Origin of the sequence: Gardnerella sp. KA00127 (assembly GCF_049244125.1) — a bacterium.
Lineage (GTDB): Bacteria > Actinomycetota > Actinomycetes > Actinomycetales > Bifidobacteriaceae > Bifidobacterium > Bifidobacterium swidsinskii.
In genome coordinates this window covers 494,702-518,059 of the sequence record NZ_CP058377.1, presented here as the reverse complement: position 1 = coordinate 518,059, position 23,358 = coordinate 494,702, and the positions used below count along the sequence as shown (strand labels likewise).

The 23,358-nt window shown below is 43.7% G+C and carries 19 protein-coding genes and 1 pseudogene; 2 read left to right on the top strand and 18 right to left on the bottom strand.

Annotated features, from left to right (window positions below; all coding sequences use genetic code 11):
- Window positions 1-32: 32 nt before the first annotated feature.
- From glmS to map, 10 genes and pseudogenes are all read right to left on the bottom strand, one after another.
- On the bottom strand, window positions 33-1,940 hold the full coding sequence (gene glmS / locus HXT48_RS01880; protein WP_421782754.1) for a glutamine--fructose-6-phosphate transaminase (isomerizing): 1,908 nt from the start codon (window positions 1,938-1,940) through the stop codon (window positions 33-35).
- A gap of 95 nt (window positions 1,941-2,035) precedes the next feature.
- Window positions 2,036-2,824: an amino acid ABC transporter ATP-binding protein gene (locus HXT48_RS01875; RefSeq protein ID WP_116431593.1), complete on the bottom strand. Its 789-nt coding sequence runs from the start codon at window positions 2,822-2,824 to the stop codon at window positions 2,036-2,038.
- Window positions 2,825-2,909: 85 nt separating this feature from the next.
- Window positions 2,910-3,911, bottom strand: a complete 1,002-nt coding sequence (locus HXT48_RS01870) for an amino acid ABC transporter permease (protein ID WP_102155694.1) — start codon at window positions 3,909-3,911, stop codon at window positions 2,910-2,912.
- 144 nt (window positions 3,912-4,055) lie between these two features.
- Complete coding sequence (locus HXT48_RS01865) at window positions 4,056-4,964, bottom strand: ABC transporter substrate-binding protein (protein ID WP_004108432.1); 909 nt, start codon at window positions 4,962-4,964, stop codon at window positions 4,056-4,058.
- Between the two features lie 276 nt (window positions 4,965-5,240).
- Window positions 5,241-5,738 (bottom strand): SsrA-binding protein SmpB, encoded by a 498-nt coding sequence (smpB, locus tag HXT48_RS01860; RefSeq protein ID WP_004107461.1) that lies wholly within the window; start codon window positions 5,736-5,738, stop codon window positions 5,241-5,243.
- 133 nt (window positions 5,739-5,871) lie between these two features.
- Window positions 5,872-7,278, bottom strand: coding sequence for a CHAP domain-containing protein (locus HXT48_RS01855; protein WP_116440497.1), 1,407 nt, complete (start codon window positions 7,276-7,278; stop codon window positions 5,872-5,874).
- A 146-nt stretch (window positions 7,279-7,424) separates the two neighbouring features.
- On the bottom strand, window positions 7,425-8,348 hold the full coding sequence (gene ftsX, locus HXT48_RS01850; RefSeq protein WP_004108436.1) for a permease-like cell division protein FtsX: 924 nt from the start codon (window positions 8,346-8,348) through the stop codon (window positions 7,425-7,427).
- A 451-nt stretch (window positions 8,349-8,799) separates the two neighbouring features.
- A pseudogene (ftsE, locus tag HXT48_RS01845) lies at window positions 8,800-9,811 on the bottom strand (cell division ATP-binding protein FtsE); the annotation flags it as partial.
- Between the two features lie 63 nt (window positions 9,812-9,874).
- Window positions 9,875-11,011, bottom strand: coding sequence for a peptide chain release factor 2 (gene prfB / locus HXT48_RS01840; protein ID WP_076002974.1), 1,137 nt, complete (start codon window positions 11,009-11,011; stop codon window positions 9,875-9,877).
- A gap of 80 nt (window positions 11,012-11,091) precedes the next feature.
- Window positions 11,092-11,865 carry a type I methionyl aminopeptidase gene (gene map, locus HXT48_RS01835; protein ID WP_076002975.1) on the bottom strand — a complete coding sequence of 258 codons (774 nt, stop codon included), beginning with the start codon at window positions 11,863-11,865 and terminating at the stop codon, window positions 11,092-11,094.
- Between the two features lie 102 nt (window positions 11,866-11,967).
- On the opposite strand from map, the gene HXT48_RS01830 reads away from it, so the two are divergent.
- Window positions 11,968-14,097, top strand: coding sequence for a M13 family metallopeptidase (locus tag HXT48_RS01830; protein WP_421793124.1), 2,130 nt, complete (start codon window positions 11,968-11,970; stop codon window positions 14,095-14,097).
- A 91-nt stretch (window positions 14,098-14,188) separates the two neighbouring features.
- On the opposite strand, the gene HXT48_RS01825 is transcribed toward HXT48_RS01830, so the two are convergent.
- Genes HXT48_RS01825 through HXT48_RS01815 form a run of 3 tightly spaced genes read right to left on the bottom strand, consistent with a single transcriptional unit; the run spans window position 14,189 to window position 15,151 of the window.
- Entirely contained in the window at window positions 14,189-14,377 is a 189-nt protein-coding gene (locus tag HXT48_RS01825; protein WP_219705501.1) for a hypothetical protein, read from the bottom strand.
- Entirely contained in the window at window positions 14,356-14,835 is a 480-nt protein-coding gene (locus tag HXT48_RS01820) for a CAP domain-containing protein (protein WP_231875255.1), read from the bottom strand. The genes HXT48_RS01825 and HXT48_RS01820 overlap by 22 nt, the downstream gene beginning before the upstream one ends.
- Window positions 14,756-15,151 carry a hypothetical protein gene (locus HXT48_RS01815; protein WP_219705495.1) on the bottom strand — a complete coding sequence of 132 codons (396 nt, stop codon included), beginning with the start codon at window positions 15,149-15,151 and terminating at the stop codon, window positions 14,756-14,758. Before HXT48_RS01815 ends, HXT48_RS01820 begins: the two co-directional genes overlap by 80 nt.
- A 409-nt stretch (window positions 15,152-15,560) precedes the next feature.
- On the opposite strand from HXT48_RS01815, the gene HXT48_RS01810 reads away from it, so the two are divergent.
- Window positions 15,561-16,049 (top strand): single-stranded DNA-binding protein, encoded by a 489-nt coding sequence (locus HXT48_RS01810; RefSeq protein ID WP_421793123.1) that lies wholly within the window; start codon window positions 15,561-15,563, stop codon window positions 16,047-16,049.
- Window positions 16,050-16,170: 121 nt separating this feature from the next.
- Here the strand turns inward: HXT48_RS01810 and HXT48_RS01805 are convergent, their stop codons facing one another.
- The 5 genes from HXT48_RS01805 to HXT48_RS01785 form a co-directional block, all read right to left on the bottom strand.
- The gene (locus HXT48_RS01805; RefSeq protein WP_116431587.1) at window positions 16,171-18,003 is read right to left on the bottom strand and encodes a proline--tRNA ligase; all 1,833 of its coding nucleotides are present in this window, start codon (window positions 18,001-18,003) and stop codon (window positions 16,171-16,173) included.
- A 160-nt stretch (window positions 18,004-18,163) separates the two neighbouring features.
- The gene (locus HXT48_RS01800) at window positions 18,164-19,621 is read right to left on the bottom strand and encodes a PIF1 family DEAD/DEAH box helicase (protein ID WP_415693195.1); all 1,458 of its coding nucleotides are present in this window, start codon (window positions 19,619-19,621) and stop codon (window positions 18,164-18,166) included.
- Window positions 19,622-19,678: 57 nt separating this feature from the next.
- Window positions 19,679-20,386, bottom strand: coding sequence for an oligoribonuclease (gene orn / locus HXT48_RS01795; protein WP_004107431.1), 708 nt, complete (start codon window positions 20,384-20,386; stop codon window positions 19,679-19,681).
- A gap of 194 nt (window positions 20,387-20,580) precedes the next feature.
- Complete coding sequence (gene guaB / locus HXT48_RS01790) at window positions 20,581-22,125, bottom strand: IMP dehydrogenase (protein ID WP_112928771.1); 1,545 nt, start codon at window positions 22,123-22,125, stop codon at window positions 20,581-20,583.
- A 52-nt stretch (window positions 22,126-22,177) separates the two neighbouring features.
- Window positions 22,178-23,281, bottom strand: coding sequence for an MraY family glycosyltransferase (locus tag HXT48_RS01785; protein WP_004107423.1), 1,104 nt, complete (start codon window positions 23,279-23,281; stop codon window positions 22,178-22,180).
- Between the last annotated feature and the right edge of the window lie 77 nt (window positions 23,282-23,358).

Below are 23,358 nucleotides of genomic sequence, written 5' to 3'. Positions count from 1 at the left end.
GTTACTTTATGTTACTCAACGTTGTTATGCGATTACTCAACAGTTACAGACTTTGCAAGATTACGAGGCTTATCAACATCATAACCTTTTAACTTTGCCATATCCATTGCAAATAATTGCAATGCAACTACATCTACAAGAGGACTTAGCAAAGTCGCACATTTAGGACGCCAGAACACAATATCTGCATAGCGAAAAGCATCTGGATCACCCTCTTCTGCAACAGCTATAGTGAAAGCTCCGCGCGCTTTAACTTCTTCAATTCCAGAAATAACTTTCGCATGAAGCACATCACGACCGCGAGAAGATGGCACAATCACAACTACCGGCTCACCTTCATCTACAAGCGCAATAGGACCGTGCTTAAGCTCACCTGCAGCAAAACCTTCAGTAAAGGTATACGCAATTTCCTTAAGCTTCAACGCACCTTCTAGCGCAACAGGATATCCAACATGTCGACCTAAGAAAAGGAAAGATTTAGCTTCCAGAGTATGCTCAGCAGCTTTCATAATTGATTCAGATTGTGTATCAAGTACACGCTGAATTTTATCCGGCATCTCTTTTAATTGCGCAACTATTTGCTGAATTTCGTCGCGATACATAGTGCCTTTTACTTGCGCCAAAAACAGACCAAGCATATAGGCTGCAACTATTTGCGCAACAAAAGCTTTAGTAGATGCAACTGCTATTTCTGGACCTGCATGCGTGTAAAGAACTGCATCAGATTCGCGCGGAATGCTAGAACCTTGCGTATTGCAAATTGCAAGAACTCTACTACCTTGCTCGCGCGCATGGCGCAAAGCCATAAGCGTGTCCATTGTTTCGCCAGACTGCGATATTGCAACCACCAATGTTCGATGCGTCAAAATAGGGTCACGGTAGCGAAACTCGTGCGCAAGCTCCACCTCAACCGGCACGCGCACCCAGTGCTCAATAGCATATTTTGCAACCAAACCTGCGTAACTTGCCGTTCCGCAAGCAACAACAATAATTTTGTCAATTGCGCGCAACACGTCTTGGCTAATATGAACTTCGTCAAGAACAATATTTCCCTGAGCGTCAAAACGCCCGCGCAAAGTGTCTGCAACAGCGTGCGGATCTTCATGAATTTCCTTATCCATAAAGGAATCCCAGCCGCCTTTTTCTACAGCAGACGCATCCCAGTCAACTGTAAAACAAGTAGGATTTTCAACAATATTATTGTCAAAATCAGTTAGAAGCAAAGATGCTTTGCCACTGCCATCTACATCTCCAATGCACACCGCTTGATCTTGACCAACTTCCAAGACTCGATCCGTATAAGCAACAAAAGCTGCAACGTCAGAGCCAAGGAAATATTCACCGTCTCCAAGACCTACAACCAACGGCGAATCGTGACGAACGGCAGCCACAATACCTGGCTGACGAACGTCAACAGCAAGTAATGTGAAAGCTCCTTTTAACATTTTTGCAGTACGACGAAGAGCTGTGAATAAATCCGGCTTACCAGTTTCGTTTACAATATCATTCGCAATTTTGCCAAGTAATTTTGCAGCAACTTCAGTATCTGTTTGAGAAGAAAATTCGTATCCTTCTTCGTGAAGTTGCTCTTTTAATACAACAGCATTTTCAATAATGCCATTATGAATAAGCGCGATTTTGCCATCTGCACTAGTATGAGGATGCGCATTAATGTCACAAGGAGCACCATTAGTAGCCCAACGAGTATGACCAATAGCTGCACTCGCTTCAGGCATAGGATTTGCATCAATATCGTTGCGAAGAACAGATAAACGACCAGCTTTCTTTCGCACAGTCGCACATTTCATCCCAGGAGCAACTAAAGCTACGCCCGAAGAGTCATATCCGCGATATTCTAGACGCTCTAACCCACCTAAACAAACTTCTAAAGGTTTTGCACAAACTTTTCCAAAACCTGCGTATCCTACAATGCCACACATAATCTTCTATTGTACGTTATGCGAGCGAGCGCACGCCAGAGAAGCACACAAAAACTATGCAAAACTACATAAATAAGATACGTTTCTTACGTAAATTACAATACGTGATTTAGGAAATCTTTAAAACGATCAGTTTGCGGACTAGTAATAATATCTGCACTACCCTGCTCAACTATGACACCGCCATCCATAAACACAACCTGATCTGCAACCTCACGCGCAAAACCAATTTCGTGAGTTACTACAATCATAGTCATGCCATCTTTAGCAAGATTTCGCATAACGGTTAACACCTCACCTACAAGCTCTGGATCTAACGCGGATGTTGGCTCGTCAAATAGCATAATTTCCGGTTTCATAGCAAGAGCGCGAGCAATTGCAACGCGCTGCTGCTGACCGCCTGAAAGTTCTGCAGGATAATGGTTCATACGCTCATCCATGCCAACTCGCTTTAGTTCTTCAATAGCTAAATCGCGCGCTTCTTGAGCTTTCATATGCATAACATGAACAGGAGCTTCCATAACGTTCTCTAAAGCCGTCATATGAGGGAATAAATTAAAACGCTGGAATACCATGCCAAGCTTCGCACGCTGTTGAGCAATTTCTTTGTCGTTAAGAGCCTGCAGGCACTTCTCACCTTTATGCATTACTTGCTTTACACCGATGCGCTCGCCATAAATACTTATACTTCCTGCAGTCAAAGTTTCTAATTGATTAATTAAACGCAATAACGTCGATTTTCCAGAACCGGACGGACCCAAAATAACTGTTACGCTACCTGGGTTCACCGTCATATTAATACCGTTAAGTACATGCAATTGACCGAAAGATTTTTGCACATCGTTAATAGCAACCGCAGGAAGATTAGATTTTGCTTCTACCATTTATTCACATCCAATTTGTTTGTTTCATGCAAAATTTAAAGTTTACAAAGAAAAATATTTAAAATTTAAGCTATTATGCGCTTATTTAAGCATTAAATCCGAGCATAGCAGCATCATTTCGTCCTTTAACATTTTTCCGTTTAGCATCTAATGATTGATCGCCGCGCTGATCAGAATCAGTATTAAGTTGAGCATGTTTTACAATATCTCTTGCTTCAAAGCCTTTAGCAAAATGCTTCTCGAGCATGTATTGCAAAACCATCAAAATGGAAGTAATAATCAAATACCAAATACTCGCAACAAGAAGAAGCGGAATTGGTTTATAGATACGGTTAGCAATAGCATTTGTAGCAAATTGCAATTCAAGAGTAAACGGAACTGCAAGAACTAACGAAGTCGTTTTTAGCATACCGATTGTTTCGTTACCAAGCGGAGGAACAATAATACGCATTGCTTGAGGAAGAATTACACGCCTCATAGTTAAAGCTCTACCCATTCCAAGAGCCTTAGCAGCTTCAACTTGTCCACTATCAACGGCTTCCAATCCTGCTCGAACAATTTCCGACAAATAAGCGGATTCATTCAAAGACAAACCAACTACAGCAGCAGTAAGAGAAGTCATAATTACATTAGAATCAATAGACCAAAATTCTACAGAAGTAAAAGGAATGCCAATACTAATTCTCGGCACAAGCACTGCAAACATGCCCCAAAATACAAGCTGCGTATAAACAGGAGTACCACGGAAAAACCAAATAAAGAACCAACTTACGCCACGAAGCACAGGATTAACTGACTTGCGCATCATCGCTAAGCCTACAGCAAACACGATTGAAATTACCATAGCAATTAGCGTAAGAAGTAACGTCCAGCCAATACCAGAAAGCACGTTATCGCTTATTAAATATATTCCGACTACTTGCCATTCAAAACGAGGGTTAGTAATAATACTGTAAAGAAGCGAACATGCTATTACAGCTACAATGACTCCGGCAATAATAGGTCCTGGCTTTTTTACTGGCAAAATACGTTCAGAGTTAGTTACTCCGGACTTGCTCTTAGCAGAGTTACCAATTAAAGAATTCAAAATATGCTCCAATAAGTACGTTTATACAAAAACAGCAAAGTAAAGAAACAATCTGAGCCGAGAATTCAATCACGACTCAGATTAACAATATCATTTTAGATAATTATTCAATTATTTGATAGCTAAAGTTTCATAGCTAAAGTTTTATAGTTTTGGATTAACTACAGACTTTTCAATAGCAACATCTTCAACGCCCCACTTCTTCAAGATATCCTTGTAGACGCCGGACTTCATAAGCTTATCAATGCCAGCTTTTACAGCCTTCAGCATCGCTGCATCACCCTTTTTAACAGCCGCTCCCATTGGTTCAGAATCCTTGCTATTTTCCAAAATTTCAAGCTTTCCAGGATTCTTAATTGAAGCGTAACCTGCAACAGGAGTATCTGCATACATAACATCAGCGCGACCGGAAAGAAGTGCGGTAGTTGCGTCAGTTTGCTCCTTGAAGCTCATGATTTCAAGAGGCTTATTTCCTTTAGCTGCGCACTGTTTCTTTGCTTCTTCCATAATAGGTTCGCCAACAGTTCCAGTTTCCAAAGTTACTTTCTTGCCACAAAGGTTCTTTGGATCTACTTTAGTAGGATTTCCCTTACGCACTTCAAAAGACAAACCTGCGTTTGCATAAGTAATAAAGTCTACAGACTTCATACGTTCAGCATTTACTGTAAAACCAGAAATACCAACATTATATTTGCTTCCTATTGCTGGAATAATTGAGTCAAACTGAGCATGCATAATTTTTGCTTTTAAGCCCATGACCTTTGCAAGGGCCTTCGAAAAATCAATTTCGTAACCTACAGGAGTTTTACCGTCTGCAGCAAAGAATTCTGCAGGGGCATAACTTACGTTTACACCAACAGTTAACTCTCCTGTTTTTGCAACTGGTGCTGGTACCAAGGCTGCAACAGCATCATCTTTTTGCACATGACTTACATCATAGCTACGAGCAACATCAGGGTCTGCTTCTTTAGAATCAGCAGGTCCACATGCAGCAATACTGCCAATCATTACTAAAGATGCAACAATAGCAACAGGCTTCATAGATTTAAACATAGTTCTTCTCCTCATGTATGTAGTAAGAATCTATAATTTGCATTAATGTGTATAACTATACACGATAACCCTACAAATTCAACAGCCTTTTATACGATTATTGAATATACAAAGATACTCATGCGGTACATCTGCACAATAATTATGCTTTTCATAAACAAAAACTGCATATTATTCGCAATAATGTATAATATGTGCGTGTCGCATTGCCTCACTTTTTATCACGTGCGAAGCAAGCAAGTGTTTCACAAACGCATAAAAAAGAAGCGTCAACTCTTAATCAATACTACGAGAACGCAGATTACGGTAACGCATTTCACGCAAAGCCTCTCGCTTATCTTGCTCCTCACGCAAAGCCTGACGCTTATCAAATTCCTTTTTACCGCGCGCTAAAGCAATTTCTACTTTTACGTAGCTTCCCTTAAAATACAAACGCAAAGGCACAACAGTGTAGCCTTTCGCCTCAGTTTGCCTAGAAAGCTTAGCAATCTCAGCAGCGTGAAGCAGAAGCTTACGCTTGCGCTTAGGAGCATGATTATTCCATGTGCCGTTTAAATATTCAGGAATATTTGCTCCTTCAAGCCACATTTCACCACGACGATCAATATTCACAAATGATTCAGCTAAAGAAGCACGCCCTTCGCGAAGTGACTTAACTTCAGTACCAGTAAGAGCAAGACCTGCTTCATAACAATCTTCAATTACATAATCATGATGCGCTTTACGGTTTTGTGCCACAGTAACAGTGCCATCTTGCGCAGGCTTATTTGCCATAATTCCCCTCCAGTACACATCACACACAAAAGAAACTTGCCATAAGATACTACTATCTTATGGCAAGAACAATAAGTCGTAAACTTACAAAGTTTTCAATTTCAACAAATTGAAAACTTTGAAGTACTTATATTTAATAATGCACATACTCGTAATCGCCTGGATTATAAATAGTTTCATAAGCAGGGAATGTCGAAAAACCAGTTCCACCTTCAGAAATAAGAACTGATCCATCAGCATTCACACGTTCCACAACCGCAACATGTCCATATTGCCAATCAGCATTCCAATTACCAACACGTTGACCACGAGCAAACACCATAACAGCACCAACATGTGGAATTCTATTAACTAAATATCCAAACCTACGACCAGTATTCGCCCACTCAGCACCATTACCCATGTAGGAGCCAACAGGCAAACCAAGTTGCGAACGACGCAAATAAGCCCATAACGTGCATTGACGAGCAGGATAAGCAGAACCACCAACAGTGTTTCCAGTATTATGCCCGTAGCAGAACTTAGAACCTTCTGCGCAATTTCCAGGAACAGTATAATTCATACCATTAGCAGCACCATTAGAAAGTTGCATCGGAGGAAGGTAAACATTCTTTCCAGAGCTTCCATTCAATTGCTGGCGATTACCAGCATTCGGATCAGCCTTAGCGAATGACTTATTAGCAAGAGCACGCGCTTGAGCATCGATGGCAGATTTCATTGCTACAATTTCTGCAGCCTCACGCGCAGACTGAGAAGTCAAACTACTCTTTTGACCTTCCAGCTGCTTACGAATCTCTTCACCATGATCTCGCAAACTTTGCAAGGACTTTTTGCGATCATTGGCGGCTTTCGCAGCGATTTGAGCACTTTGCGCTTGAACATCCGCCTGCTGCTTTAACTTGGTTATTTCTGCTTCAATAGCAGCCAAACGCTGACGACGATTCATAGAAGTATTCAACTTAATAGCAGCATCATTAGCAGCATTTGCTTCACTTCTAGCAACAGCAGCCTCGGATTGTAACTTTCCAACAAACTGTTCTGTAGTAGTTGATTTAGTCACAATATCCATAACATTAGATGCCTGAGAACCATGGAAACTCTTACGAGCAAGCTGTGCTACAGCAGCCTTAGCATCATCAAAATCTTCACCAGTTTTTTTAATTTTCTCTTCCAAATCACGCTTATCTTTTTGTGCAGACTCTAGACGCTGCTGCGTTGATTCTACAAGACTGCGCGCCTGAGAAGCTTGCTCTTCTGCTTGTTGAGCAGCTCGTATTTGATTTGGAATTTTATGCTCATTTAAATCATTCAATTCAATGATCTTATTTGCAAGTTGTTTACTTACACCAGCAAGTTGGCGCTTCAAATTCTCGTTTCGTTGTATTTTGCGCCTATATTCCTTCATGTTGACAGCACTTGCTGTAGACGCATTAAATAATGCACCAGCAACACCAGCAAACATCATTGAAATAGCAACTATTAAACTCACTACAGTGTGAGTGCGTCGAATTGCATACATGCTATGTCGATCTTCGCTCATATCACTTCCCTTTCAACATCACTATTGCGAATTATACCGTAATGCAAGGAATCACGCGAGTTTCTACTTCAAATCTTCTAAAATATTACTTTCACAATGCTCATGCGAAAATAACGCAAATAATTACGCACCTATTATTTTGCATTTTAAGCTTTTAAGTATCGCCTCAAAGCAATAGCAGAAGCAACTATAGATAACACTACTGCACCAGCTACAAGTATTGGAACGCATAGCCACACAGTTGTTTGAGTAACAAATGGCATCCAACGCACATTCTGCGCAAGCCAATCAGTTACAAAAACTTTAACTACTAAACTTAGCGCAGCACCAGCAAGTAAAGAACCTACAAACGACGCGAACGCTCCTTCAAGAATAAACGGCATACGAATAGTCCAGTTAGAGGCACCAACTAAGCGCATAATTTCGGTTTCTTGACGACGGCTAGCAGCAGACATTCGAATCGTAGTGCCAGTAAGCATAATCGCTACAACAACCATAACTGCTGCAAGCACAATTGTCACAACAGTAGCGCGATTAAGCACACTGAAAACAGGATCAAAAATCTGACGCTGATCAACAACTTCTTCCACACCATCGCGTCCAGAAAGAACTTCTGAAACAACCTGATATTTCATAGGATTAGTAAGCTTCAAGCGCAACGAATCTTGCATGTCTGCCGCAGTTAAAGTACGTCCTTGATACATTCCGTTAGGATATTGCTTTAAGAATGTGTTTTTATAAAATTCATTGCGGCTAACATAAGTGATATTTGAAACATCATCGCCTAATTCTTGGTGAATAATATGCTCCAATTTTACAATTTCGGCATTAGTAGGCGCTTTCCCAGAAGCACAAGAAGGAGATTGGCTAGTTCCATCCGGGCACAGCCAGGCAACCACTTCTACTTTGTCATACCAGTCACCTTTTGCCTTGGTAATCTGCGCTTGCATAAGCACTGAAACACCAATAAAAAGGAAAGAGATGAACGTTACAAGCATAACCGAAAGAATCATCGAAACATTACGACGCAAACTAATGCAAGTTTCGGAAAAAATAAATCGTAAACGCATTACTCTGCTCCTTCAGTTTTATTAATGTCATTATTGCTATCGTCAACACTAATGTTCTCATTATTAGTATTTTCAGCTGCAACAGGTGGCTTAGGCGGAGCTGGAGGCATAGGAGGAAGCTGAGATTTACGCTCAGATTCAGCATCGGATTGTAACTTACTTTCTGCTTCTGACTGCAACTCATCGCCGGTTTCGGATTGTGATTCTTCGCTCACTTCAGAGTTTTCAGTAGATTCAGTAGATTCATTAGTTTCAGCAGTTTCGTGAGATTCGTGAGATTCATTAGTTTCTGCAGTTTCGTGATTATCAGCAGTCTCAGTAGTCTCAGTAGTATTAGCAGTTTCTGCAGTTTCAGAATTTCCGGCAACTTCAGAGGATTCTTTATTATCTTCCGAAATCTCAACTTCTGAATCATTCTCTTCAACATCTTCATTATCGTTTGAAGAAATCAATCCTCGTCCCCAAGTCATCGTTGTTTCCAAAGACTGGAACACTTCGCCGTAACGACCAGTTCTGCCAGAATGAACAGACTGAGCCAAACGTGCAATTCCTTCATTTTCTGAAGTGTCGCTCTTCAACGATTGCGTTACCATGTCAACAACTTCACGCGCCTGAGCAGCACGTTGAGCTTTTTTAGAAAGCCTCTTATGACGTTCAGTATGCTCAGATTGAGCAATTGACTTTTGAGCACCACGATCTGATTGATCTTGAGAATTTTCAACAGTTTGTTGTGCTTTAGAATTATGCTCAACTTCACTATCTGGGAAATACAATGCAGAATCATATGATCCTTCACGCTCATCACGCACAATTTTTCCAGCATGAAGCTCCACAACTCGCTTACGCATTGAGTTCACAATTTCCTCATTATGCGTAGCCATAACAATCGTTGTGCCAGTTCGGTTAATAGCATCCAAAACTTCCATAATTCCAAGAGAAGTAGTTGGATCCAAATTACCAGTAGGCTCATCTGCAAGAATAATTTGAGGGTGATTGACGTATGCGCGAGCAATTGCAACTCGCTGCGCCTCACCACCAGAAAGCTCGTGTGGGTAATTATTTTCTTTACCAGTCAAACCAACCGTTTCAAGAACACGAGGAACAAGCGAACGAATAGTCGCTCTACTTGTACCAATCACTTCCAAAGCAAAAGCAACATTTTGGTAAACTGTTTTATTATTAAGCAGCTTATAATCCTGGAAAATAAAGCCAAGAGATCTACGATACTGCGGCACTTGTCGGTTAGAAAGTCTGCGCAAATCGTTACCAGCTACGTGAATTTCCCCACCATTTGCTTCTTCTTCACGAAGCAGCAAACTAAGCAATGTAGTTTTACCAGAACCGGAAGCGCCAACAAGAAACACAAAATCTCCGCGATCTACATGCAAAGACACATCGTCTAATGCAGGACGTGTACCTCGAGGATATATTTTTGACACATGATCTAATGAAATCAGCGACATTGTTTCAATTCCTTCCGAAGATTATGTGTAATTGTTGGTTTTTAGTTCTAGCTTTAGTTTTATTTAAGATTCTGCTTCAGCTTCTTTTTGAGCTGCAACTCGCTGCTCGTGACGCCAACGAATGCCAGCTTCAATAAAACCGTCAATATCGCCGTCAAAAACAGCTTGAGTTTGTGAAGTTTCGTAACCAGTGCGCAAATCCTTCACCATCTGATAAGGGTGAAGCACGTAAGAGCGCATTTGATCTCCCCAACTTGCCTTAATATCTCCAGCAAGTTCCTTCTTTTTTGCAGCTTCCTCAGCATGCTTAAGCACAAGCAAACGCGATTGTAAAACAGCCATTGCAGCTGCGCGGTTTTGAATCTGGCTGCGCTCATCTTGCATAGAAACAACCAAGCCGGTTGGCAAATGCGTAATACGAACAGCAGAATACGTAGTGTTCACGCCCTGACCTCCTGGCCCTGAAGCTTGGAAAGTATCAACGCGAATATCCGAATCTGGAATATCAATATGATCTGTAGCTTCAACCAAAGGGATTACTTCCACTGCGCTAAAGCCTGTCTGTCGACGGCCTTGATTATCGAATGGCGAAATACGAACCATTCTGTGAGTGCCGCCTTCTACAGAAAGACGACCATACGCGTACGGGGCATCCACTTGGAAAGTAGCAGATTTAATACCAGCTTCTTCCGCATAAGACGTGTCCATCATCTTAGTTTTGTAACCGTTTCGCTCAGCCCAGCGCAAGTACATACGAAGAAGCATTTGAGCAAAATCAGCAGCATCCACGCCGCCCGCACCAGAGCGAATCGTAACAACTGCAGAACGAGCATCATATTCGCCGTCAAGAAGAGTCTGAACCTCCATATCGTCCAACTCGTGAGCAATAGAGCCAAGCTCATCTTGAGCCTCGCTCATAGAATCAGCATCGCCTTCTTCTTGGCCAAGCTCAATTAAAGTCTTAGTATCTTCAATGCGCTGATCTACAGCTTGCAAACGCTTCAACTGAGACTGAGCCGCGGAAAGCTTACTCGTAACCTGCTGAGCATGCTCCGAATCATCCCAAAGCCCAGGCTCAGCAGCCTGCTTTTCTAAATCAGCAATCGTAACTTTCAACGAATCAACGTCTAGTGCTTTAGAAATCGAAGAATACTTTGCTTCAACATCATTTAATGCTTGGGAAAAATCAAATTCCGCCATTTACTTAAAGTACCTCTTTACATACCTGTTTTACGCAATTACTATTCGCAAAATACTTACAAAATCAACTATTGATAAGTTTAGCGCACGGTCAAAATCTCAGGACCGTTTTCCGTAATTGCAATCGTATGTTCAGTGTGCGCACCGCGAGAACCATCAGCAGAACGAAGAGTCCAACCATCCTTAGAATCCTGATAAATTTCGTCAGTAGTTTTTAGGAACCATGGCTCAATTGCAATCACAAGACCTGGGCGAAGCTTATAACCATGGTGAGCAATGCCATCGTTAGGAACGTGCGGATCTCCGTGCATAATATGACCGACTCCGTGGCCACCAAACTCAAGGTTTACGCTGTAACCATACTCGTGAGCAACGCAACCAACAGCTGCAGAAATATCGCCAAGACGGTTGCCAGGCTGAGCCATATTAATACCAGCCTCAAGAGCTTCCTCAGTGCACTTAATTAAGCGTAAATCCTCAGGATCAGCATGATTTCCAACCACAAAACTAATAGCGGAATCACCAACCCATCCGTCGACGTTAATTGCCAAATCAAGAGTCAACAAATCGCCGTCTTTAAGGTTGTAATCGTATGGAACTCCGTGAAGAACAGCATCGTTTACAGAAGTGCAAATATAGTGCGCAAAAGGTCCTGTACCAAAATCAGGAGCGTAATCAACATAGCAAGAAGACGCACCTTTGCGGCTCATAATTCTCTGACGAACGAAATCATCAATCTCAAGAAGATTCGTGCCAACTTTGGTCATTGCTTTCAAGTCTTTAAGAATACTACCGACAAAGCGACCTGCAGGCTTCATCGCTTCAATTTCAGATGGAGTTTTAAGTTCAATCATGCTTTAAGACTAACGCGCAGGCACGAAAATAGCGCAAAATATGGCGAAAATATTGCGAAAATACTAGCTAATAGTGTCGCTTAATACTTGTAAGCTAAATTCATGCTTAATAACAATGAAAATAATAAAGAATCACAGAAGGAAATTTCTGCTGTAGATTTTGACCCAGTCTCCTTCTCGTCGGTTATTCGTCCACAAGACGACTTGTTCCGTTACATAAACGGTCCTTGGATTGACACTTACACTCTCCCAGAAGACAAACCAATGTATGGTGCTTTCCACAAGCTTGCGGAAGATGCAGAAAAGCAAATTCGAGATATTTTAGAAAACGAAAATTGCCCAGCCAAAAAGTCGCAAACCTTATACCGTAACTACTTGGATACCGCATCTATTGAAAAAGCTGGAATTACGCCAATTAAGGGCGATTTAGACGCTGTGGATTCAGCAGAAACTAAGGAAGATTTGGTTCGCACTATTGGCGCGCTTAATCCGTACGGCGGTCCAGATGCAATGTTTTATTTTGGCGTTTACGGAGACCCTAAAGATCCTAAGACGAATATTATGCATATTGAGCAATCGGGATTGGGCTTGCCAGACGAAGCATACTATCGCGAAGATAACTACGCTCCAATTCGCACTGAATATGTAAAAATGGTAGCTTCTTTGCTGCGCTTAGCAGGCTACGGAGACGCAACTACTACACAAGCGCAAGCCGAGCGTTTCTTGAATGTTGAAACTAAAATAGCGAGCTACCATTGGGATAACGTAGCAACTCGCGATTCTCAAAAAACCTATAATCCTTACAATTATGCCGATTTAGCAAAAACTCTTGAAGCGCTTAATCTCGACGCTTTCTTAGACGCTACTCAAAAAGCGTACGATAATTGCGAAGAAGCAACAAATCAGCCAATCAACCTTCGTGAAGCTTTTAACAAAGTTGTAGTTCACGAGCCAAGCTTTATGGAAGGTTTGAATAAGATTTGGCAAGAAGCCGACTTAGAAGATTTAAAGCTTTGGGCGCGCGTGCACGTGATTTTGCGCTGGGCAAGCTTACTTAGTGAAGATTTTGCACAAGCGCGATTCGACTTCTACGGCAAAGTGCTTTCTGGTGCCACAAAGCAGCGCGACCGCTGGAAGCGAGCAGTCGGAGTTGTTGACGATGCCTGCGGCGAGGAAGTTGGACGCGAATACGTGCGATTGCATTTCCCTGAGTCTTCTAAGGAATATATGCAAGGCTTAGTTGACAATCTTATTAACGCTTACCGCGAGTCGATTTCTCACAGCAGCTGGCTTGGTGAGGAAACTAAAGCGAAGGCTTTGGAAAAGATTAGTAAATTTGAGCCAAATATTGGTTACACAAACCATTGGGTTGACTACTCTGCGTTAAATATTAAGGAAGACGCTGGTTTAGTTGAAAATATGCGCGAAGTTTATCGATTTGGCTTCGGTAAGAATACTGCGAAAGCTGGAAAGCCCGTGGATCGCGAAGAATGGCAGATGACTCCGCAAACTGTGAACGCTTACTACGATCCATTGCTTAACGTAATCGTATTCCCTGCTGCAATTTTGCAACCACCATTCTTTAACCCGAGCGCTCCAGACGCAGCAAATTATGGCGCTATTGGTGCAGTGATTGGCCACGAAATCGGCCACGGTTTTGACGACCAAGGTTGCGAATACGACGGCGACGGCATGCTTAACAATTGGTGGACTGAAGAAGACAAAACCAACTTCACTGAGCGCACTAAGAAGCTTATTGAGCAATACAATGCTTTCACACCAACGCAGCTTATTGTTAAGTACTCTCACTTGAAGAGCAAAGAAGAGCGCAATGCGATGCCTCACGTAAACGGTGCTTTAACAATCGGCGAAAATATTGGCGATTTAAGCGGCGTGACTATTGCGCTTAAAGCATACGCTTTCGCTTTGCAAAAGAGTGAAGGGCATGAAATTGACGGAAGTGAAGATGCGATTCGCGAAACTTTGCTGAACGCTCCTGAAGTAGATGGTTTCACTGCTTTGCAGCGATTCTTCTTAAGCTACGCGTTAGTATGGCGTTCCAAGGCTCGTAATGAAATTGCGGAACAGCTGCTTCAAATCGACCCGCACTCCCCAGCCGAATGCCGCACTAACGGCATTGCTCGTAACGTAGACTTGTTCTACGATGCCTTCGACGTTAAAGAAGGCGACGAGATGTGGCTCGACCCTGCTGAGCGCGTGCACATTTGGTAAGTTGCGAATAAATCGCAAATAAATCGCAAATAAGTCGCGAATAAGTCAAAAATAGAAGCCTGCAGACGCTTAATAAACGTTTGCAGGCTTATTATTTTCTATTTTTAGAAATCATTCTTCGTCTTAAGAAAATCCAAGCCACCACTGCAATAGTGCACAAAACCAGCACGCTTAAAATCGCAAAAATAATCACAATAAATTTATACGTTGAAGCATTTTTCTTCATAGCTTTCGCCAACTTTTTATGATGCTTATGCTTCAAATGCTTCTTTTTAGCCAAAGCTTTTTTCTTCTTAGCTTCCTCGTCTTTACGCTTCTGCTCTTCCTTCTTCTTTCGCTCCTCTTCAGCACGCTTTTTTGCTCTTCGGGAGATTCTGGGCCAATCTTGCCATCCAGATAATCAATATCACCGTTATATTCCGACAGTGTCAACGCTCCAACAACACCATAAGGGCCGCCCGAAGCCTCTCCGTAACCGAAAGAAATATTGCTAGGATTCAAAATCTGATACAAATGACCATTATCTTCGTTAAAACTTTCGCCGGTTGCGCGCAAAGCCGACTCTTCATCTTGAATCCACAATTGCATAGAACCAGCAAGATCCACACCCCAACTTAAATTTTCACCCCACGCCTTTCGGCCAGTGTAATCAGGCTCACTAACACCATCTGGGCCAAAATGGCCAAACTGCCCATGCTGAGCGGTTTCTTGCGCGCGACGGAAAAGCATCCTCTTCATTGTCAGAATCGTACTGAATATTATTAACATACGCTTCTTTAGTAAGACCGTAGCGGCTCACGTAATCTTGCAAAGGAACGCCATTAAAATACGTGCTGCGATCATCGTAAAGCCTAGATCTTGCGTTTTGAATAGACGAAAGAACGTAACGCGCTACATTACTTGACTGAATAAAAGCTGCAGAAGAAGCAGAATTAGTTGTTTGAATTATTGGATTTTGATGATATTCGTGATGATATTCGCGATTATACGCCTGATGATACGCCTTAGAATGTTCTAAAGTAAAATCAGCAAAATTTTGCGATATTGCACACACAGTTAGGCATACAGCCGAAATAACAAGAATACTAACCTAACTTATGCGCATATTAGATTTATGCTTCGCATATTGCTGATTACTTTCCACCATAAATATCTTCTTCACTACATTCAATATTTTCAATACGTTTGCTCAATACTACCCTGCAATGAGGAATGATTACGCATGTACAGTTAATTGTTGAGCTTTTACTAAATATTTTTCTGTAGTCAAGAGATTAATTACATTGTGGATAAAACCTAGGTTTTAACCACAATAGAAAAGTTTGCTGGCAAAGTTGTTGCGCAAAGTTCATAGTTGTTATTACTGCGGCATTTCCTCGTGGCTGCGAAGCTCAGAGGCAATGATGGCTCTGTATTTCGGGGCTGAAATGGCTGCAGTCCAAATTGTGAAAGGACTATGAAATATGGCACAACAACAGTCGACCGTGACTATTAGTGGATACGTAGGCGCTGAGCCTGTAAACTTTGGGCGAAGTGAAAATTCTCCGGCTTGTTCGCTACGAATCGCGAGCACGCAATCATATTACCGCAACGACGAACAGCAATGGCATGAGCGTCCAACTACTTGGATGACTGTGAAAGCGTATAGGACTTTGGCTTCAAACGTGCTAAAAAGCGTTCATAAAGGCGATGCAATCGTTGTATATGGCAATTTGAGTACAGAAAACTGGACGAAAGATGGAAACGATTATAATCGCGTAATTTTGGAAGCTTCTGCTATTGGTCACGATTTAAATCGTGGAACTACGCAATTTACAAAGCGAAACGCTGATTCCGCTAAAAATGATCATACGAAAGAAAGTAATCAAGTACAGCAGAAGAACAATGCACAACAAAATAACTCTAACGCAAACATTTCGAATGACGAATTTGGAGGCGAAACTGATATTTAAGGAAAATAAAATCGCAATTCGAGAAATCCACTAAACTCACAGCACAATAAATTAATATGAATACAATAAAATAATGCCGCCAAGAATCAATATTCCTGGCGGCAAATTGTAAAACAGGCCGTTACTTAAGCAAATCGTTTACGCGAGATACGATTCGAGCGGCAGCTTCGTCAACTGGAACTGCCTCAACGTTTGAGCCATCACGATTGCGGATTTCAATAGTGCCATTGTTCACGGTATCGCGACCAGCAACAGCAATCAGCGGCACGCCAACAAGCTCAGCATCCTTGAACTTTACGCCTGGAGAAACCTTTGGACGGTCGTCAAAGATTACTTCGATGCCTTGCTTGCTAAGCTCCTCAACAACCTTTTCAGCAGCGTCGAAAGCAACCTGATCCTTGCCTGTTGCAACAACATGAACTTGAGCTGGAGCAATTGCCATAGGCCATGCTAGACCAGCGTCATCGTGATGCGTTTCTGCCAAGCATGCAATTACGCGGCTAACGCCAATGCCGTAGCAGCCCATCCAAACCGGCACAGCCTTACCGTTTTCGTTAAGAACGCTTAAGCCCAAAGCCTTAGAATACTTTAAGCCAAGCTGGAACACTTGACCAATTTCCACACCGCGTTCGAAGCTCAACGGACCGGAACCATCTGGGCTCATATCACCATCGCGAACCTGGGCTGCTTCAACAACACCATCAGCTTCAAAATCGCGACCGTAAACAGCGTTGTAAACATGCTTTCCGTCTTCGTCAGCTCCTGTAATCCAGGCACTTCCCTTTGCAACGTGAGCATCCATCAAGTAGCGGACAGGATTTGCAATACCCCTACCCTCTTTGCGAGCTTGAGGACCTAATACGCTAAAACCAATGTAGCCCTTAACAAACTCAGGATGAGACTTCAAATCATCCTCAGTTGCTTCTTCGATTTCTGCAGGAGCAAACTGAGCTTCAAGACGCTTCATATCTACTTGGCGATCCCCTGGAATACCAATCGCCACGATTTCGCGCCATGGTTCCTCATGCTCGCCGCCTTCAGCATCAGCTGGGTGCTTAACAGCAATAATAAGGTTCTTCAAAGTGTCGGAAGCTTGCCATTCGCGACCATCTTTACGCGGATGCAAGTCGTTAGAAACCTTAACCAAAGCTTCAATCGTCTTAGCGTCTGGAGTTTCGAGAGATTGCGCTGCAGGAGTTGCTGAGTAATCAACATCTTGCATTTCTGGAGTGGTAAGAGCCTCAACATTCCAAGCTTTTCCTGAAGGTGCGAGCGCAAAAGTATCTTCACCAATTGGCATTGGAGCCAAGAATTCCTCGGAATCAGAACCACCCATTGGGCCGGAAACAGCGTGAACAATCACGTATTTAATGCCCAAACGGTCGAAAATACGAGCGTAAGCAGCGCGCTCCTCAACGTAAGCAGATTTCAAACCATCTTCGTCAATCGAGAACGAGTAACCATCCTGCATAATAAACTCGCGGCCGCGAATAAGACCAGCGCGCGGGCGAAATTCGTCGCGATACTTCGTTTGAATCTGGTACAAAGTAACAGGCAAATCCTTGTAAGAAGAATACATATCCTTAACAAGGAGCGTGAAAACTTCTTCGTGCGTTGGAGCAAGAAGATAGTCAGCCTCATGACGATCTTTAAGACGGAAGATATTGTCGCCATATTCTTCCCAACGGTTGGTAGCCTCGTAAGGCTCGCGCGGAAGAAGTGCCGGGAAGTGAACTTCCTGCGCACCGATACCGTTGATTTCGTCGCGAATAATCGCCTGAACCTTGTTCAAAACCTTAAGTCCTAGCGGAAGCCAAGTCCACACACCTGGTGCAGATTTACGAATATAGCCTGCGCGCTGCATAAGTTTTGCGGAAGTCACGTCCGCGTCTGCAGGATCCTCGCGCAGCGTACGAAGGAATAGCTGAGACATACGAAGTACATTGGAATTCATGCGTTCCAATCTATTTGCGCATGAGGACATAAACACTTGTTTACACGCATCAACAAAAGTAATACTCGATTAAATCATAACGTGCAAAAATATAACAAAGCGACCAAAACGACTCAGCCGCGAGTAGTTTATGCCGTGCACAAGGCAAAAGCTTAGAATATTAAAACTCGTCGTCGAAAGAAAATTCGTCCGTAACGCCATCACCAGCATTTTCAAAAAGACTAAACTCCTGCTGATCCGCAAAATCACCATCTGCTTTTTTGGCAACAAACGAGGAAGCCCCATCGCTAGCAAGCAGCTCACTTGCGCACCTTGACGCCTCACGCAAAGATCCGTCTAGCAGTACAGCATCCGCCGAAACACTAAACGCGCGATCGTTAATACCTTCCAAATAAAGACCGCCCAGATTTTCCACGCGAGAAAGCGCAACATATCCCATTCCGGGAGCGAAAGTTCTACGCAAATCCATTACCGCACTATCGAGCGTCATACCTTGCGACTTATGAATCGTAATTCCCCACGCGCAACGAAGCGGCACTTGATTTACGCTAGCAAGTACAGTCTCACCGTCCGTCATTTCCCACGCTGCAGGCTTAAGAGTTACAATATTGCCGTTTTCAAACTCAACAATCGGCCAGCCGCCCTTAGATTCAGGCGCAAAACGCAAGACACGCCCAACAGAGCCATTTACGTACTGCTTTTCCTGATCGTTTCGCAACGCCATCACAGCAGCTCCGGCCTTCAAAACTAAACGCTCCGGAGCAAGCATATTCTTTTTTAAGCGCTCAACGAGATTTTTAGGTCCTGCTTCCGTTGCAACGAATTCGTGAGGCTCAGAATCAATTTCCGCAAGCTGCATATTATTTAAGCCATCTGCTTGCGAGTTCGTTGGGAAAAGATGTACTGCAACTTCGTCATCTTGCGGATACTCACCAAGGCGGCTAGCAAGCACTTGCTTATCGTCGTCACTCACGAGACCGCTACGAATATCCGTCAAAACTTCTAGCAACTTGCCGTCATCCTGACGATGTTGCTCAGTTAAATAGCACACAACAGGTTTCAAAGCGTCCCATGCAAACGATTCCGTAATATAGCCTTCCGGATTTTTTCCAGCTGCAGTATACTTTTCGCGCGACGAAATAAACTCCGAGCTCGGCTCGAACACGTCACGATTTCGCATAGAAGTGCTAACAGGCGGCAATTGGAAGAAGTCGCCCGAAATAACTACTTGAAGCCCGCCGAAAGGAGCGGGATTTTTGCGCACCTTCCGGCAAACTTCATCAACCATGTCAAAAAGCCACGCGTGAATCATGGAAACTTCGTCCAACACGAGCACGTCCGTGGCTTTTATGCGCTTTCCTCGCCTAGCTCTAATTGTTTTAAGAAGCGTATCCGTAAGCGCGTTTGAAACTCCAACTCCACTCCACGAGTGAATGGTTTGACCGTTTAAGTGCGTTGCCGCAATACCGGTAGAGGCAGTTACAGCAACGCTTAAACCGTTCTTTCGCATTGCGCGAATAGCTTCGTTTAATACGTAGGTTTTACCTGCACCCGGAGCGCCGGTAATGAACGCGCTCGCGCCAGCGTTGATTATGGTTAAGGCTTCGGATTGCTTCATTGGCAGTACCTTTTATTGCGTTTAGTAGTCGCGCTTTATTTAATAGTAGCGTTGTGTTTAGTAGTCGCGCTTTTCTGCGGAATTTACGTCTTCTAGCGCCTCTCCGCGACGCTCATAGTCACGAAGCAAGCTCGTGCTTTCAATGTGTTGCGCACCGGCTTTTGCTTGAGACTCGCTTGGGCCTGGAGCTGGAACGAACATCATATCGCGGTAGTAACGAAGCTCATCAATCGACTCAATAATATCCGCGAGCGCGCGGTGACCGCCGTGTTTTGCCGGCTTATTGCGGTAAACGTCCGGGTAAAGCCTGCGCGAAATTTCCTTCAACGTACTTACGTCGATTACACGATAGTGCAGATTTGCCATTAAATCTGGCATGTAACGGTCGAGGAACTTTTTGTCGGAACCAACGGAGTTTCCAGCAAGATGAGCTTTTCCGCGAGCCGGCAGGAAGCGTTTTACGTATTCAACTACCTGCTTTTGCGCTTCTTCCAAAGGCAAACCGTTTTTATTCCACTCGTCAACAAGTCCAGAAGAAGTGTGCATATTGCGCACAAAATCGTTCATATGAGCCACAGCAGCGTCGCTTGGCTTAATCACTAAATCAATTCCGTCGTCCAAAACTTTCAGATTAAAATCAGTTGGAACTACAGATACTTCGCATAATTCGTCATGGAAAATATCGAGTCCAGTCATCTCGCAATCAATCCAAATTAAGCGCGACTCTTCCGGCGTAAACGTAAGATCTTCCTTAGCTTCAGCCATTTTCGTTCCTTTCCTAATATTTTTTCGAACCCATCAGCCTACATCTTCGTACCGACGAGACGCGTATTAAAAACGACGAAAAGCAGGCAAGTTGTAGATAACTTGCTTAACTTTTCGTCGTTTAATGCAAAATTACTTGCGATTTATACGCGATTTATACGCGATTTAATCGCGCAACTTACGCACCACGCGACTTAGTTGTGGAAACCGCTGTAGTTTGGTGCTTCTGCAGTCATCACAATATCGTGAGGATGAGATTCACGAAGACCTGCATCAGTAATACGAATAAAGCGTCCGCGCTCTTGCATTTCCTTAATATTGTGAGCACCAACGTAGAACATGGACTGATGCAAGCCGCCAAGCAATTGGTAAAGCACAGCGTTAAGTGGACCGCGATATGGAACTTCGCCTTCAACGCCTTCTGGAACCACCTTGTCGGAGCTGGTAACGTCTGCCTGGAAGTAACGATCCTTCGAATAAGACTTCTTACCGCGAGGAGCCATTGCGCCAAGCGAACCCATGCCGCGGTAAAGCTTGTACTGCTTGCCGTGAAGAAGAACCTTCTCACCAGGAGCTTCCTCACATCCAGCCAAAGTGCCGCCGAGCATAACGGTGTCCGCACCTGCAACCAAAGCTTTAGCAATATCGCCGGAATAGTGAATGCCGCCGTCTGCAATGCATGGAATACCAGCAGCCTTGCAAGCCTGAGCAGCGTCGTAAACTGCAGTAAGTTGAGGTACACCAACGCCTGCAACAACACGCGTAGTGCAAATAGAACCTGGGCCAACGCCAACCTTTACAGCATCAACACCAGCGTCAATCATAGCCTGTGCGCCTTGGCGAGTTGCAATATTTCCGCCAATAATTTGCACACCGTCGAAAGCCTTATCTGCCTTAATGCGACGAATCATGTCGAGAGCCAAGCGAGCCTCGCCGTTTGCGGTATCGACCACAAGCACGTCAACTCCAGCTTCCATAAGAGCGCACGCACGCTGCCAAGCATCACCAAGGAAGCCAATGCCAGCAGCAACGCGCAAGCGGCCCTGATCATCCTTAGTAGCATCCGGATACTGTTCAGTCTTCACAAAGTCCTTAACAGTAATCAAGCCTGTAAGCTTACCTTCAGCATCAACCAAAGGCAACTTTTCAATCTTGTTATCCGCAAGCAAGCGGTGAGCATCTTCCTTAGAAATATCGGAAGGACCAGTGACGAGATTTTCGCGCGTCATCACGTCCTTAACTTTCAAGCGATCGTAATCTTCGGAAGCAATAAAACGCATGTCACGGTTGGTAATAATACCAACTAAATGATTTTCGCTATCCACTACCGGAAGACCAGAAATATGGAAACGCCCGCACAATTTATCTAAATCGGCGAGCGTAGCATCTGGGTGAACAGTAAGCGGGTCGGTAATCATACCGGATTCACTGCGCTTAACAATATCAACCTGCGCAGCTTGATCATCAATAGAAAGATTGCGGTGAAGTACTCCAATACCACCGTTACGCGCCATGGCAATAGCCATATCGGACTCGGTAACAGTATCCATAGCTGCCGAAATAGTCGGCACTTTCATGGTAATTTCGCGAGTCAGACGAGTGGAAGTATCCACTTCGGACGGAATAACATCAGTTTCGTTTGGAAGCAAAAGGACATCGTCATAAGCGAGACCGAGCTTCTCGAAAATTGGTGGAACAGGAGCATACACGGATTTCGTGTTAATATCAGTTGTAGCCATAGGGTTACTATACGTTTTTGCTATGACGTTTGCCGAAACTCCGAACGAAACGCTACGAATTGCGAAGCTCGGGCAGGCGACGACGCAAGTACGGCATCATTGTGAGCACAGTAAGTAGCGCAGCAGCAAGAATCATTCCAACAAGCACATACACAGCTTTAAAGAACAGAATCATAATAGAGCCAAACGCAATCAGCGCCGCCCATCCCCATAAAATCAGCACAGCACCCTGCACAGAATGTCCGATTCTAAGCATGCGGTGATGCAAGTGCATGCGATCCGGATGCATTGGCGACTGCCCTTTAGCAACACGCCTAAAAATAGCCAAGCACATGTCAAGAACTGGCAAAAACAGCACAAGAATCGGCAACAAAATCGGCATAAATACAGGCAAATAAATACTCGTATGCACAGCCGACGGATCCAAATGACCGGTCATAATAATCGACGCGCAAGTAATTAAGTAGCCGATTAGCATGGAGCCGGAATCGCCCATAAAAAGTTTCGCAGGATGCCAATTGTGCATGATAAATCCAACGCACATACCTACCATTGCAACATCAATAAGAGTTGCCATTGAAGCGTAGGATGGCGACGTGCGCGCGAGCATGTAGGAGTAGGTTGCGAAAGCGATTCCGCCAATTGCAACAATTCCGGAAGCCAAGCCGTCTAATCCGTCTACAAAATTTACTGCATTAATTGAAGCAACGATTAGTATTGCAGTTATTGCGATTGACACGCTTGGAGATGCCGTCACGAGCGAACCGAGCGGCAAAGTTACGATTTGCAACCCTCCCCACGCTACAAAAACAGCTATAAGCAGCTGACCGGCAAGCTTTAGCATCCAATCTAAATCCCAAATGTCGTCGCATACCCCAAGCAGGCATATCATAACGGCTCCTGCTAGTACAACCCACGGCTGGTGCGTTCCTGCAAAAAGCCCGGAAATAAATGGCATAGAACTAGCGAATGCCATCGCAACTGCAAAACCAAAAAGCATACCTACACCACCCATACGTGGCGTTGGAATAGTATGCACGTCGCGAGCGCGAACTTTGCCAACAGCACCCATACGGATCGCAAGGTGACGAACAAGCGGCATAATAAGCCACGTAGCACCGCCTGCAATTGCTGCAATAAACAGGTATACCCTCATGAATGCGTCCTTTGCTATGCGATTACTTCGTTGGTTTTAGCAGCGTTTGCTAAATTTTCGCTTGCTTATTTTGATTG